At 41.2% G+C, this 14388-nt stretch carries 11 protein-coding genes; 3 read left to right on the forward strand and 8 right to left on the reverse strand.

Annotation, left to right across the window (positions count from 1 at the left end; genetic code table 11):
* Window positions 1-72: 72 nt before the first annotated feature.
* Complete coding sequence (locus ACGE0T_RS00040) at window positions 73-2091, reverse strand: glycosyl hydrolase family 95 catalytic domain-containing protein (RefSeq protein WP_459188526.1); 2019 nt, start codon at window positions 2089-2091, stop codon at window positions 73-75.
* 682 nt (window positions 2092-2773) lie between these two features.
* Window positions 2774-3979 carry a dicarboxylate/amino acid:cation symporter gene (locus ACGE0T_RS00045; protein WP_459188527.1) on the reverse strand — a complete coding sequence of 402 codons (1206 nt, stop codon included), beginning with the start codon at window positions 3977-3979 and terminating at the stop codon, window positions 2774-2776.
* Between the two features lie 445 nt (window positions 3980-4424).
* Between ACGE0T_RS00045 and ACGE0T_RS00050 the strand changes: the two genes are divergently transcribed.
* The 3 genes from ACGE0T_RS00050 (at window position 4425) to ACGE0T_RS00060 (ending at window position 8970) form a co-directional block, all read left to right on the forward strand.
* The gene (locus ACGE0T_RS00050) at window positions 4425-5672 is read left to right on the forward strand and encodes a phosphatase PAP2 family protein (RefSeq protein ID WP_459188528.1); all 1248 of its coding nucleotides are present in this window, start codon (window positions 4425-4427) and stop codon (window positions 5670-5672) included.
* Between the two features lie 154 nt (window positions 5673-5826).
* The gene (locus ACGE0T_RS00055; protein ID WP_459188529.1) at window positions 5827-7710 is read left to right on the forward strand and encodes a DUF349 domain-containing protein; all 1884 of its coding nucleotides are present in this window, start codon (window positions 5827-5829) and stop codon (window positions 7708-7710) included.
* A gap of 51 nt (window positions 7711-7761) precedes the next feature.
* On the forward strand, window positions 7762-8970 hold the full coding sequence (locus tag ACGE0T_RS00060; RefSeq protein WP_459188530.1) for a hypothetical protein: 1209 nt from the start codon (window positions 7762-7764) through the stop codon (window positions 8968-8970).
* Window positions 8971-9097: 127 nt separating this feature from the next.
* Here the strand turns inward: ACGE0T_RS00060 and folE are convergent, their stop codons facing one another.
* From folE to ACGE0T_RS00090, 6 genes are all read right to left on the reverse strand, one after another.
* Entirely contained in the window at window positions 9098-9691 is a 594-nt protein-coding gene (gene folE, locus ACGE0T_RS00065) for a GTP cyclohydrolase I FolE (RefSeq protein WP_459188531.1), read from the reverse strand.
* Entirely contained in the window at window positions 9691-10188 is a 498-nt protein-coding gene (locus ACGE0T_RS00070) for an SPOR domain-containing protein (RefSeq protein ID WP_459188532.1), read from the reverse strand. Before ACGE0T_RS00070 ends, folE begins: the two co-directional genes overlap by 1 nt.
* A 66-nt stretch (window positions 10189-10254) precedes the next feature.
* Window positions 10255-11016, reverse strand: a complete 762-nt coding sequence (gene tpiA, locus ACGE0T_RS00075; protein WP_459188533.1) for a triose-phosphate isomerase — start codon at window positions 11014-11016, stop codon at window positions 10255-10257.
* 33 nt (window positions 11017-11049) lie between these two features.
* Window positions 11050-12324, reverse strand: a complete 1275-nt coding sequence (locus ACGE0T_RS00080) for a BT_3928 family protein (protein WP_459188534.1) — start codon at window positions 12322-12324, stop codon at window positions 11050-11052.
* Window positions 12321-12863, reverse strand: a complete 543-nt coding sequence (locus ACGE0T_RS00085; RefSeq protein ID WP_459188535.1) for a DUF1599 domain-containing protein — start codon at window positions 12861-12863, stop codon at window positions 12321-12323. Before ACGE0T_RS00085 ends, ACGE0T_RS00080 begins: the two co-directional genes overlap by 4 nt.
* Window positions 12864-13019: 156 nt before the next feature.
* Window positions 13020-14258, reverse strand: coding sequence for a peptidoglycan DD-metalloendopeptidase family protein (locus tag ACGE0T_RS00090; RefSeq protein WP_459188536.1), 1239 nt, complete (start codon window positions 14256-14258; stop codon window positions 13020-13022).
* Window positions 14259-14388 lie beyond the last annotated feature (130 nt).

The raw sequence follows: 14388 nt of genomic DNA on the forward strand, positions 1-14388 counted from the left end.
TCGGTATGCTGATTTCCGGTTTATGATTTATTCTGAAAAAATCGTTCGAAAAAACGGTAGGAAACTTAGGTGTCAGCGAATCACATATGTTTTTTTATCGGGGCCGATACCTTTCAATGTCATAGATTTCCAATGGGCCGGTAAAATCGTACGTTCCTGGATGATCCCTTCGTCGGTTATTTTCAACCCTCCGAAGCCGGATAAAAGAACTTGCAGTAAGCCGCCTGCTCCGGTACAGAAATAGGGGTTGTTGGAAAAAGCGGATTCCGATAAAACACCGAACGGGGGACGTTTATTGGGTAAATAACTCTTTTTGAAAAATTCATATGCCCGGTCGCGATCTCCTGATTTCGCATATAAAATAGCCAGGATAGCATTTCCCATAGCCGGGCCGTCTTCGTGAATCTTGTTGGCATAATAATCCAGGTTCTTTTTCATGCTTTCCGGTTCAGCTAAGATATCCAGCGGATAACTCAACAGGTTGACATCCGCCTGCTTGATTATTTCTCCGGCATAGGTTTCATTTTCTTTCATTACGCCGTCGGCCATCCAATGAAAGCGTAGTTTAGCCGCTATTTCTTTCCATTCCGGTTCGGCCTGTTCTCCTACGATAGCGGCTGCTTTCGTTGCACACTCCAGTGCAAATTTGGCCGAACCGTTGGTAAATGCGTTGTCATTCACGTTCGGGGCAAATTCATTGGCGCCTACAACGTTCTTGATAGAGTAACTGCCATCCTCGTTTTTGACCACCCGCGATGCCCAGAAGTCGGCCACCTGTTTCAGTACCGGGTATCCTTCCGATTTGAGCCAGTTGCGGTCTTTGGTCACGCAATAATAATTCCAGAAAGCTATTCCGACATCGGCTGTAATATGATGTTCGAAAGTTCCTGTCAGGCACCAGGTGGGGGTGGCTTCCTCACCTGTGTCGTCCGACTCCCAGGGGTACATACATCCTTTGAACCCGTATAGGGTCGCTTTTTGCATGGCTTTCTGTAGTCTGTCGTAACGGTAATCCACACAGGAGCGGGCCATCCGGTTGTTCAACATCAGTAGGGGAGGATACATCCATAACTCTGCATCCCAAAAAACGTGACCGTTGTATCCGGTTACCGTGGTAAGACCCATGGGAGGAATACTCAGGCGGGTATTTTCTCCTGCCGAGGCATACAAATTGTACAATGCCAGACGAATATCGCGTTGGGCTTCTTCATCGCCTTCTATTTCTATATCACTTTGCCATAAGCGCGCCCAGGCTTCTTTATGGCCGGTTAAAAAATAGTCTATGTCCGATTGCAAAGCAAATACTGCCATCCGTTCTGCTTCCGATTTGGGGTCGCTGAAATCTTTGGAGGAACAAACTGCTCCGATCAGGGCAAAGCGGTAGTGTTGGCCTTTTTTCAACCGGACTTTAAAACCCATCGATTGATGGTGGGCGGTTCCGTACAAGGCTTCGATAGCAGGTCTGTCCGTATCAAAAAGGAAAGCGGAACAGGTTGCCAGGTCCTGCATGCCGGTACGGCTTTTGGCCTGGGAAGTATAAACCGGGAGTTCGATTTCTGCATCTTTATATAATTTGTAAGTTGCAGAGGTCTCGCTCAGCTCTTCCGGGAAAATAGTGGAATTGGCGACATCCAATTCGAAAGAAGAAGTTGGAACTAATTCTACCACTACCATTCCCATATAGGGGAAATTCCGGAGTGCGCGGATAGAGTAATGAATCGTGGCTTTCTGTGTCTGTACAACTGTTTCCAAATAAGCCTCTTTCATGTTCAGGTTCTGATGCCAGGCTGTGATATTCTTTTCGGAGACGGGTACTCCGTCCAGCTTCAATTGTAAATTTGTAAAAACAGGTCCTCTTACAATACGGCTTACGCCTTCTTTATCCTCTTTATCGTATACCCCGTTTAAAACGATGTCGGTAACGCTGAAGAATTGGGAACTTACCAAACCAATTCTACCATTGGCCAAGGTCACTCCGTTATAGTTCTCTCTCGAGGAAGTAGATAGTATCCAACTTCCTTCATCCGATGCAGAAGCAACATTCCCGGCAATCAGCCAGAAAAGGATTACGTAAAATAAATGTGTGTTCATGGTGCTTAAAACAATAAAAATTGTTTTTCAAAAGTAAAATATCGAAAAGGAAACGTATTATCTAAATCTGTTTTTCCATATAACGACATTTTAAACAGATGAGAAAAAAGGGGATAAAACTGGGTACGGAATCGATATGAAAAGAACACAATTGTCGTATATCCAGAGAGTTAAAGCTGTACTCGTTTTATATAGCCGAACGATACAAATTAAGGGAGAAAATCAGGTATTAGTCTTTAGAAAGTTAAAATAGAAAATGAACAAGTACCTTAAATTTGTATCTTTGTCTAAAGTATCAGAGATTTCCATACTGGAAATTATACGCTTTATTCGCCGATCGGTATCGTGTCCCTTTTTTAATGTATCAGGGCAAAAGTCAATACGAAAGGAAAATGGTTTGGCGGTTGTGAATGATATTTTTCTTAAGTAGTTATAGAACGGAGTTGCTGTGTTTTTCCATACTGTATTTGTTTTAAAATAATCCTGATAAATCTGTTCACGAGGCGGTCAAAAATATTTTTGAGGACGTCATTATTATTTTCGAGGTGGTCATTAATATTTTTGACCACCTCGAAAATAGATTTTCTCGGGAAGAAAAGAAAAAGAATACGTGTACCTTCTTTAAAAACAGCAGGTCATGCAAACAATTTCCTTTTAAGGGTAAAATTTATGTAATTGGAGTTTATATTGTAGGCGCTTGATCCATTTGGACGGGCTGGGGTTTTACCCCTGCAATTTTATCGATAATGAGAGCAATCGCTCCATTGCCAGTCACATTGCAAGCCGTACCGAAACTATCCATCGAAATATATAAAGCAATCATGAGTGCTTGCAGTGTCTCGTTGAAACCCAATATGCTTTCCAATATACCCAGTGCTGCCATAATAGCGCCTCCTGGTATTCCCGGTGCGGCAACCATAGTGATACCGAGCATCATGATAAAGTTCAATATACTTAATAATGAAACCGGTTGACCTGTCAAATACATAATAGCTAAAGCACAAGCGAGAATTTTCATAGTGCTGCCAGCAAGGTGTATCGTAGAGCAAAGAGGTACGACAAAAATAGCAATGCTTTCCCTAACTCCCAGTTTAATTGTTTGATTCAGTGTGACAGGGATACTGGCTGCCGAAGACTGTGTGCCAAGTGCAGTCGCATAAGCTGGCATCATTGTTTTTAAAGCCTTGAATGGATTTTTCCCGGATATACTTCCAGCTATGAGGAACTGGATGATTAATAGCAGGACATGTAAAATGAAGACAACGACAATTACTTTGAGGAACATGCCGATAATGCTTACAACTTGTCCGCTTACTGTCATATTCAAAAAAATGCCGAAGATATGGAGAGGCAATAAAGGAACGATAACTGTATCGATTAATTTTGTAATAATTGCACCGAAATCAGAGAACCCGTCTTTCAAAGTTGTTCTATCAATATAACATAATCCGAGTCCAATGGTGAATGAAAGCAAGAGGGCTGTCATAACATCCATCAGCGGTGGCATGCCTATAACAAAAAGAGGGCTTAAAGATGCCATACCACCGGGAGTATCCAATGCCGTAAGTTCGGGATTGGGGGATAACATATGTGGAAAAACCGAGGCACAACTAAAGTAGGTGAATAGACCGGAAAAAATAGTGGAGCCATATGCCAATAAAGCTGTAATGGCTAATAGTTTACCAGCTCCTTTCCCTAACTCTGCTATAGCAGGCGTAACAAGCCCTAATATAATTAAAGGAATGGAAAATGACAGAAAATTACCGAAAAGGGAGTTGAACGTAACAAAAATACGGGCAATCCCATGGGGAAGGAACTGGCCGAATAAGATACCGGCTCCGATGGCAATGACCACTTGCCCCAATAATGAGATTTTTAATTTTTTCATTGTATCTTTAATTTTAATACCGGGATACAGGAAGGTTGTCCATGTATGGCGGTTTCCAGGTTAGTTAGAAATAATGAGTTTAATAGAATGGCGCCTGGCAGGCTGTAAATTGAATTTACTTTTGGATATACGGATTGTCACTGAAAAAAGGGACATTGATCCGGAAATAAAAAGCGGTGGCATAAAGAGAACGGTGTTCATGCCGGTTAATTGTCTTTTTCATTGTATTTTATGTATTTCTTTGGGTTAATTATGGCTACAAACTTAATGAAAAAAATAGTTGGCTATCAATGCCCGCTTACTGGTTTTAAGTTTCTTTTTGTGTTTTTATGAGGTCATCTCTAAGTAATCTCTGAATGAAGATATTAACAGGATATTTGACGGATGAATTATAAGGATTGTCGAAAATGTATTACTTTTGCCGTTAAAATAAACTCTTAGAGACGTGAGACATACCAAATTGACTGTTTTGATAAGCATTTTATGCTTAGTTTCTACATTCGCATCTGCTCAGATCGATTCTTCTTTTTATCGTTCGTTAGTAAAAGAAAAGAGATTCCCTTCCCGGTTTGATAAGATAACATCGTCAAAAGCTTATCAGATGACGTGTGTTGGTGTGCCTTTGGTTGTCGGCGGATTGATCCTGAAGCCGACAGATACTCAATTCAGGGATCTTAGAAATTCATATATTCCGGGCTTTCGTAATCCTTATGACGATTATTTGCAATATGCTCCTGCCGCAGTGATGTTAGGGCTGAAGCTCGGTGGAGTAGAGAGCCGTAGTTCGTGGCCCAGGATGTTGGTGTCTGATGCTTTTTCCGTGGGTGTAATGGCTTTAGTTGTTAACGTGATTAAACATTCGGCTTCAGTTACCCGTCCTGATGATTCAAACGACCATTCATTCCCTTCCGGGCATACGGCAACAGCATTTATGGCGGCGACAATGATGCATAAGGAATATGGCGGAAGAAGCCCGTGGTATAGTATTGGAGCCTATACGGTAGCAACAGCAACCGGACTGAGCCGTATAGCAAATAATAAACATTGGCTGAGTGACATAATGGTAGGGGCCGGTATTGGTGTCCTTTCTACGGAACTGGGATATTTTCTTGCCGACCTGATTTTTAAAGAGAAAGGTATTACTCATTTCCCTGTTTATGAAAATCGGTTCGATGAGGATTACAGGCCTTCTTTTGCAGGGGTTAATTTAGGTCTTAACTTTATGTTGGGGGCTGTCAGTTTGCCTGATGGCTCTGAAATGAAAATGTCGACAGGAAGCAGTGCCGGATTGGAAGGTGCTTATTTTTTCACTCCCAACTGGGGTGTCGGCGGACGTTTCTCACTGGCTTATTCACCTCTGTCGGTCAATGGCATAGAGGAAAATAATGCGTTGAATACACTTTCAGGAGCAGTTGGTGCTTATTATTCGTATCCTGCTACATCTCGAATCTTGCTCGGCACAAAAGCTTTGCTGGGATATGCTCATTATAATAAATGTACATTGTCTAGGATGGATATAGGTGCAACAGGAGGCGTGACTTTCGGTACCGGAATTTCTGTAAGTTTTCTTCTTAAACATAATTTGGGCATGAAAATTTTCGGAGATTATAATTTGCTGCCTCCGGTAAGCAGTGATCTGAATAAAGTTCAGCATCTGCTGGTTGCTGGTGCTTCTGCAAATATTCTGTTCTGATATGGATAATAGTGAAAGTCTGTATTGGCATTTTACTAATTATTTTAACACATTTAGATAAATAAATCGTTTTCAAATGCGGGAATCCGAAAATATTTACTTTAATTTGTGACTTGATAAGGACGTATTTATCCTTTTCTTAAATGAATAGAATATGAAGGACACTCAGGACACTAATTTGCCAATCGAGGAAACTGGTAAATTGGAAGAAGCTAAAGCACCGGAAACAACTCCGGAAAACATAACAGGTGAAGTTGTGAAAGATGAAGAATCGGGCACAGCTGCTGATGTGGAGAACGAAGAGGTTAGTGAAGAAACAATGATTGCTGCCGGAAAGTTATCGAAAGAAGAAATTCTGGAGAAATTATCCGAGTTGGTTGGTGCTGCTACAGAAGTAACTCGTAATGAGATAGAAGCTCTTAAACAGGCTTATTATAAAATCCGCCGTAATGAAGTGGAAGAAATGAAAAAAGAATTTCTAGAAAACGGAGGAGAAGAGAGCGAGTTTGTATCATCTGAGGATCCTGCTGAATCTAAAATAAAAGAATTTCTGGCTGTATATAAAGAAAAAAGAGCTGCACTTCTTGCTGAAGAAGAACGTCAGAAGGAAGCTAATTATGCTTTAAAACTCCAATTAATCGAACAACTGAAAACCCTGAGCGAAAGTCAGGATGATTTTAATAAGTTATACAGTGACTTCAAGGATATCCAGCAGAAATGGAAGGAAGTAAAAGATGTTCCTCAGGAACATGTGAATGAACTATGGAAAAGCTATCAGCTTTATAGCGAGAAGTTCTATGATATTATCAAAATAAATAATCAGTTCCGTGATTATGATTTCAGAAAGAATCTGGAATTAAAAACAGTTCTTTGTGAAACCGTAGAGAAGTTACAGAACGAACCGGATGTAGTATCTGCTTTCCATCAATTGCAGAAATTGCATCAGCAGTGGCGTGAAATCGGTCCGGTGGCTAAGGAGTTGCGTGAAGATTTATGGGCACGCTTTAAAGCTGCTTCCACAATTATCAATAAACGCCATCAGGAACATTTCGAAGGCCTGAAAGCTAAGGAAGAAGAAAACCTGAAAGAAAAGACTGCTATTTGCGAAGAAATAGAAGGTATTGATTTTTCAGCCCTTAAGTCATTTAAGGATTGGGAAGAAAAGAGTAAGGAAGTAATCGCTTTGCAGGCAAAGTGGAAAACTATAGGTTTTGCCCCGAAAAAATCGAATGTCAAGATTTTTGAACGTTTCCGTGCTGCATGTGATGCCTATTTTAATCGTAAAGGTGAATTTTACAAGGATATAAAAGCTGAGATGGAAAAGAATCTTGAGCTGAAAAAAGCCTTGTGTGAAAAAGCAGAAGCATTGAAAGACAGTACCGACTGGAAAAATACGACGGACAAGATGATTGCTCTCCAAAAAGAATGGAAGACAATTGGTTCTGTAGCACGTAAACACTCGGATGCTGTATGGAAGCGTTTTATCTCTGCCTGCGACTATTTCTTTGAACAAAAGAATAAAAATGTTTCTTCACAGAAGAGTGTGGAACAGGCAAATCTGATTGCAAAGAAAGAACTGATTCAAAAGATTCATGCGATAGAGGAAACAGACCATGACGAAGCTGTAGCAACTCTGAAAGGTTACATGGCGGAATGGAATGCTATCGGTCATGTCCCCTTCAAAGAAAAAGATAAGATATACAAAGAATATCACGAAGCTGTGGATGCACAATTCGACCGTCTGAAAGTAGACATGAACGACCGGAAGATGCAGACGTACCGTAGCTCGCTGAATGATATGGGAAACAGCGAAAGAGGTAAAGGCAAACTTTACGGCGAACGGGAAAAGCTGATGAGAATGTATGAAAGGATGAAGAATGAACTTCAGACCTACGAAAACAATATCGGTTTCCTTAGCGTTTCCTCTAAAGGCGGAGGCGGTTTGCTGAAAGAAATGGAACGAAAGATTGAAAAGCTGAAAAGTGAAATGGAGCTGGCAATCAAAAAGATTGACGCTATAGATGAAAATTTGGAATAACATCATAGGAAGCCGTCCTTTAAAAGACGGCTTCTTTTTTGCTTATAGTATATGAAATCCCTATTACACTATTTTAATCCGGGGCATGAGACGGCTGTTCTGAGTGGCTCTCTTAATTATACACCTCCGGTTAATGTTCGCCGTATGATACGGGAATTGTCTTATTTACCCGTATGGTATGCTGACCCTGAAGATTATGTTTATGTGGAGGAAATTAATGCTCCGCGTTTTTTCTCCTTACTGCCGAAAGAGCTTAAGCCTTTTGCTTCGGTTATAACGAAAGACGGTTTATTCTCCCAAGCGGATTCTTTGCCGGAACTTGTTGCTGCCCCCTGGGGGATGTCTCCACAAAGCTTGGGGGTATATGATAAATTAAAAAAAAACTGTAATCTATCGCTTACCATTCCGGACTGGAAAGATGAGTACCGGATATTAACCGGACGCCAGACTGCGGCGGTCTGCCTGGATAAGATACGTGAATCTTTACCGGATATGCAAATCCCGGTTTCCCCTAAGTTTTGTACAAAAATACATGAAGTGGAGAAGTATCTGATTTTGCAGAATGCTCCGTTTGTTTTGAAAACGCCTTACTCTTCATCCGGCAGAGGACTTTTATGGCTGACAGAAAGAAAACTCTCTCCTAAAGACCGGACCTGGATAGAAGGTGCTATCAAAAAACAGGGGATGGTAAGTATCGAATGTGCTTTAAATAAATATCAGGACTTTGCTATGGAGTTTTATTCGGATGGGGAAGGGAATGTGCGATATGAAGGCCTTTCCGTATTTGGCTCCGGGGCAAGAGGTGCGTATGCAGGAAATGTATTGGGCAGCCAGGACTATCTGAACAGCTTTTTTGTAGAGAACTTCGGGGAAGCTCTTTTTGAGCAGATGAGAGAGGCGGTTCGTGAAGCTGTACAGGATATTTATGGTAAGGTTTACATGGGGTATTTGGGAGTTGACATGCTTGTATATAATAAAGCTGATGGATCGTTTGCCATCCACCCTTGCATTGAAGTAAATATGCGTTATACAATGGGAATGCTGGCTCTTCGTTTGAGCCAGAAATATCTGGCACCGGGTGCGCGTGGTGATTTTAGTATTACTTATACAAGTCGTTCCGGAGAGGCATATGAAAACCATAGTTTTATGAAAAAAGCTTATCCGCTCGAGCTGGAAAACGGAAAAATAAAGGAAGGGTATTTGTCCTTATGTCCTGTTACTAAAGAAACAGGGTATAGGGCTTATATGCTTATATTTTAGGTTTTCATTTTCTCATATGTTTATTCTATTAGTTGCCAAAAATGAGCGGATATTAACAGGAAGGATATAAAAAAGGGCTGTTTTCATTCAAAACAACCCTGCTTACAGTTTTCCGGTCATCGGATATTTAGCGGTTACTCCGGATATAATTCATGAATTCTTCTCTTGTTTTGGCTTGTTGGAATACACCGGTGAAGTCTGCGGTAGTTGTTTGGGAGTTTTGTTTCTCCACACCACGCATTTGCATACACATATGTTGTGCTTCGATTACGACCATTACGCCGAGAGGGTCGAGGGTTTTCTGGATGCAGTCTTTAATTTGCATAGTCATCCGTTCCTGGATTTGCAGGCGGCGGGCGAAAATGTCTACTACACGGGGAATCTTGCTTAGCCCGGTGATGTAATGCTTGGGGATATAGGCCACATGCGCCTTACCGAAGAAAGGCAGCATATGATGTTCGCAAAGCGAATAGAAGTCTATGTTGACAACAGCAACCATCTGCTTGTAATCTTCTTCCTTAAACATGGCGGAAGATAATACAGCACCCGGATCTTCGTGATAACCTTTTGTCAGGAATTGCATGGCTTTGGCTACACGTATAGGCGTTTTAATCAGACCTTCGCGGTCTACATCTTCTCCAAGCAGATTGATAATGCTCTTATAATGGCTTGCAAGCTCTTCACGTTCCTGCAATGTGTTTTCGTTTTCTTCAATCATCATTAATTCAGCGGGATTTTAACTTCTTCCTTTACGATATACATTTCTTTTTTGTAAGCTGGAAATGCATCCATCAACAAGCGTTGCATCCGGTACGCTTCTTCATGTGTCCGGAAATCTCCGACACGCAGTTTCCAGAAAGGAGCATTGTAAGTAACATAAGTCGGGACATCCGGAAATAAGTCCTTTATTTCTTTTTCTTTCCGGAAGGCTTCGTCTTTGGATTTACGCTGGTTGTTACCGGAGAAAACCTGTGTACGGTATCCTTGTATTTTCAGAAAAGATTCGTCACCGCTTTGTTCCACATCGGCCCCTTTTTTATGCGCTCCTACCAGGTTACGGATAGCATCTGATTGGTGTATATCTACCTGCCCTTTTCCTGCACCACCTGCTTCCATTGCATCAAATATGGTCTGATAGGAATCGTTGGTAGTTTGTGCGGACAGAGAGAATGCTCCAAACAACAAACAAAATGATAAGATGTAATATATTCGTTTCATATCGGATATATCAGAGGGTGTTGCAGAAGTTCAGGATTGAATCTTGCAACGCCCTCAAAATGGATTTTATTTATCAAAAGCTTCGATAATAGGCATGAATTTATCAACAGACAGAGAAGCGCCACCGATCAGACCGCCGTCTACGTTCGGTTTAGAGAACAATTCTTTAGCGTTGCTTGCGTTGCAGCTACCGCCATACAGGATTGTACAGTTCTCTGCAATTTCGTTGCCATATTTAGCAGCTAAAGTAGCACGGATATGAGCGTGGATTTCTTCAGCCTGGTCGGAAGTAGCAGTTTTACCTGTACCGATAGCCCAAACCGGTTCGTAAGCTAATACTATTTTAGCGAAATCTTCAGCAGAAAGGTCGAATAAAGAACCTGCAATCTGGGCATCTACGACTTCGAAATGCTTGCCTGCTTCTCTTTCTTCCAATACTTCACCGATACAGAAGATAGGTGTCAAACCGTTAGCTAAAGCTAATTCTACTTTCGTTTTCAGGATTTCCGGAGTTTCGTGGTAATAAGCACGTCTTTCAGAGTGGCCTAAAATCACATATTTAGCACCTGTAGAGGCAACCATAGAAGCAGAAACTTCACCCGTGTAAGCACCGGAAACTTTATCTGCACAGTTTTCAGCAGCAACACCGATTTTGTTTGTATCGATAGCAGCAGCAACACTTGCAAGATGAGTAAACGGAGTACCGATAATTACATCGCAATTAGTAGTTTTACCTTTAAGAGCTTCATCTAAACCTTTTGCCAAAGCAAGACCTTCGGGAAGAGTAGTGTTCATCTTCCAGTTACCTGCAACAATATTCTTTCTCATGACTTAATTAATTAAATATATAATACAAATAAATTATTCTTTTGTTTTGCGTTTCCGGCGGAAGCGCAAGTAATCGTATAACCAAACGAGCAACAAAGGTACGGTAAAAGTCAATAAGTTGGTTGCAAGCCGGCTATGTTCTTTTTCTTTCACTATCTCGCCAGACAAGCCTTTTTCAATTTCTACCTTTACTTGGTTTTCGTATGGAATATCATTATAATGCCATTTCCCCAGGATAGTTCCTTCGTTTAGCAGGACAAGTCCCGGATTGGAACGGATAATTGTTTTCAGCAATACATCGTCTGCCATCCGGAAAGGATATTCGGCGCCAGTATTGTCGCTCCATTCGGTAATAGCTTGTTCTGACGAGCCAGTTACACAATAGAACGTAATGTTGTGTTCGAGTGCATAATCATATACATCGTTTATCTGTTCCACTTCATCATCATCTGCATTCTCCAGTTTTGGAGCAACGAGTAGTAATACCGGTCTCGGATTATGGATGATTTCGTCGGTGACGTCTTCTCCTTTTTCATTGTATATGTTAAAGGCGGCAACAGGAGGTGTGTATCCTTTCTTTACCAGTTCGGTTTTCGATTCGACAAAAGTCCATGTACTATCGTTCGCCGGATAATTTTCCAAGGTAAATTCTTTCTGTACTCCGTCTTTCTCGTAAATAAAAGTATATTTATATTCATCCTCCGGGGCTCCGGGCGGAATTTCTGTCAGTGCGGGAATATTTGCTCCCAGCTTGTAGGGGCGGAAATCGATGACCGGCAAATGATTGTAATTATGATAAGCAAAGCCTATGGCAAAAATGTAGGCATATAATGCAATAAACCAGTAAACTCTGTAAGTGTAACATTGGAAAATGCGCTGATTATAAATAAATACAATAATAGCAGCAGCCAGAAGAACGATGTTTTTATAGAATGTATCCCAATTGCTTATAACCAGTGCGTCTCCAAAACATCCACAGTCGGATACCGGGTCAAAAAGCGCCAGGTAAAGCGTTAGTGGAGTCATAAAAGCCATGAAAAGAAGTGTAAGAAAAGAGGCATACCGGCGGTAAACTCCAAACAACATGCATACGCCTAATGCAAATTCGATTGCCGATAAGTTAAAAGAAAATATAACCGTAAAAGGCTGCAGTTTATCCAATCCGAATGATGCCAGGTATTCACCTATTTTTATAGCACCTCCCATTGGGTCGACCGCTTTTACAAAACCGGAGAAGATAAATACAATTCCGATCAGTACGCGGCAGCATTCTGCAACTATTTTAATAACGGTGTCTTTATATTTCATTCTCCATATTCCAGTTTAATCAACCCGAACAAGGCGTAATTAATCATATCCATATAATTAGCATCGATACCTTCCGAAACTAATGTTTTGCCGTCGTGGCTTTCTATTTGTTTTGTACGATAAATTTTCATCAAAATCAAGTCGGTATAGGAGCTGATACGCATACTGCGCCATGCCTCGTCATAGTCATGATTTTTTGCATACATCAGTTCTTTTGTTTGTGTGATGTATTTATCATACAGGCTTAATGCTTCTTCGTTACTCATATCCGTTGTTTCGGCATATCCTTTGTCAAGCTGGATAAGACCGATTACCCCATAGTTTACGATGGCTACAAATTCAGGACGAATCCCTTCGTCTACCATGCTAATCCCTTTTGTTTCAAGACTGCGGATACGGTTTGCTTTAATGAATATTTGGTCGGTCACCGAGAGTGGGCGCATGATGCGCCAAGAGGGACCGTAATCTTTTAGTTTTTTTTCAAACAGCTCCCTGCATTGGGAGATAACCTTCTCGAACTGTTCTTTCGTGTCAGCCATAATCTCTTATTTATGAAGGCAAAGATACGGATAAATCCTGTGACAACAGGCAGATTACACATTTTTTAGCGCAGGTAAGAATCTTGTCCATATAAAAAAAACTGTATGAACAAGCGTAAATGTCCATACAGTTTCTATTTTGTATCGTTATGTTTGTTATGAACAGCGCAGTGAGCGTCCCGGTCTTAAAGTCGTAGTTTTTGAGATACCGTTAAGCTGACAGAGTTTGGAAACAGTAGTTCCGTGTTTGATAGCAATAGCTCCCAGTGTGTCGCCACTTTTGATACGATAATAAACTGCTTCTGAAGACGATTCAGCTTTTTTGCTGCTTGAAACGTTACTGTTGTTTGTAAGTGAAGCCACTGCTGCTGCGTCTGCTTTTACTGTAGTGGTTTTAGCAGGAGCTTTTTTGGCAACACTTGTTTTTGTTTCGGTTGAACCTGCTGCGCTGCAACGGATCGATTGTCCTAAACGTAAAACCGAATTGCGGTTCAGCCCATTCAGGCGACATAATTCATTTACAGTTGTTCCGTACATACGAGCTATCTTTCCTAAATTGTCGCCGGATTTAACCCGGTGAAACACCATGTGATTTGAAGAGGAGGTATAGATATTGCTTTTACGTCCGTTTATTTTCACATTACGGAAAACGTATATATCCTGATGCGGTACACTGTTTTCAAAATCAATAATTTCGGCAGGATTAATAGCCTGTCCAAGGAAACGAGTTTCAAAGTGGAGATGTGAACCTGTAGAACGTCCTGTATTACCGCCTAATGCTATCGGATCACCGGCATGAACGATTTGATTTACATCTACAAGCGCTTTTGATAAGTGACCATAGATAGTTTCGAGTCCATTCGGATGGCGAATTACCAGATAATTTCCGTATCCGCGGCGTTCAAAACTTCTGATACGGACTTTTCCGTCAAAGGCGGCATGAATCGTATCTCCAATCTGGACTTTCAGGTCAATGCCTTTGTGCATACGGCGACGGCGAGGGCCATATTTAGACGTAATTCTTGTCATGGAGTCCAATGGAAAAAAGAAAGAGGTACAATCGATGGCGCAGGAGTCAGGGAATGTAACAGCTGTTCCTCCACGGAACGGGTCAACCCATTGGTTTTCCCAAGTAGAACCATATAATTCATCCGCAGGGAACATCAGGCTTTCTTTTGCCAGTTCTGCTTTTTCATTAATAGCAGCCAGTTCTTTTAATTCCAAATCTTTTTTGAAACCTACGCGGTCTGCCATCAGTTCGGAAACCTGATTTGCCATTTTCTTATTAATATGGCGGATTTCTTTGGATGTTTCCTGTTCAGTTTGTGCATTCGCCTGCACTGCCGATACCATAATTGTGGTACAACAAATGAATAGTAATGCTCTTATCTTCATTATTTTTATCACTTACGATTCTATTAGACGACGATAATTTGGAGGGAGACAAGAAGAGTCTCGTTTAACGTCAACTTGTCAAAGGTCGTAAATTTGTATAGACCAGCAAAATACAATAAAGAAAAATTTC

Source organism: Parabacteroides sp. APC149_11_2_Y6 (assembly GCF_054506995.1).

Coding starts and splice junctions, on each gene's coding strand:
- ACGE0T_RS00040 (WP_459188526.1), bottom strand. CDS start 2,091: ATGAACACACATTTATTTTACGTAATCCTTTTCTGGCTGATTGCCGGG.
- ACGE0T_RS00045 (WP_459188527.1), bottom strand. CDS start 3,979: ATGAAAAAATTAAAAATCTCATTATTGGGGCAAGTGGTCATTGCCATC.
- ACGE0T_RS00055 (WP_459188529.1), top strand. CDS start 5,827: ATGAAGGACACTCAGGACACTAATTTGCCAATCGAGGAAACTGGTAAA.
- ACGE0T_RS00060 (WP_459188530.1), top strand. CDS start 7,762: ATGAAATCCCTATTACACTATTTTAATCCGGGGCATGAGACGGCTGTT.
- folE (WP_459188531.1), bottom strand. CDS start 9,691: ATGATGATTGAAGAAAACGAAAACACATTGCAGGAACGTGAAGAGCTT.
- ACGE0T_RS00070 (WP_459188532.1), bottom strand. CDS start 10,188: ATGAAACGAATATATTACATCTTATCATTTTGTTTGTTGTTTGGAGCA.
- tpiA (WP_459188533.1), bottom strand. CDS start 11,016: ATGAGAAAGAATATTGTTGCAGGTAACTGGAAGATGAACACTACTCTT.
- ACGE0T_RS00080 (WP_459188534.1), bottom strand. CDS start 12,324: ATGAAATATAAAGACACCGTTATTAAAATAGTTGCAGAATGCTGCCGC.
- ACGE0T_RS00085 (WP_459188535.1), bottom strand. CDS start 12,863: ATGGCTGACACGAAAGAACAGTTCGAGAAGGTTATCTCCCAATGCAGG.
- ACGE0T_RS00090 (WP_459188536.1), bottom strand. CDS start 14,258: ATGAAGATAAGAGCATTACTATTCATTTGTTGTACCACAATTATGGTA.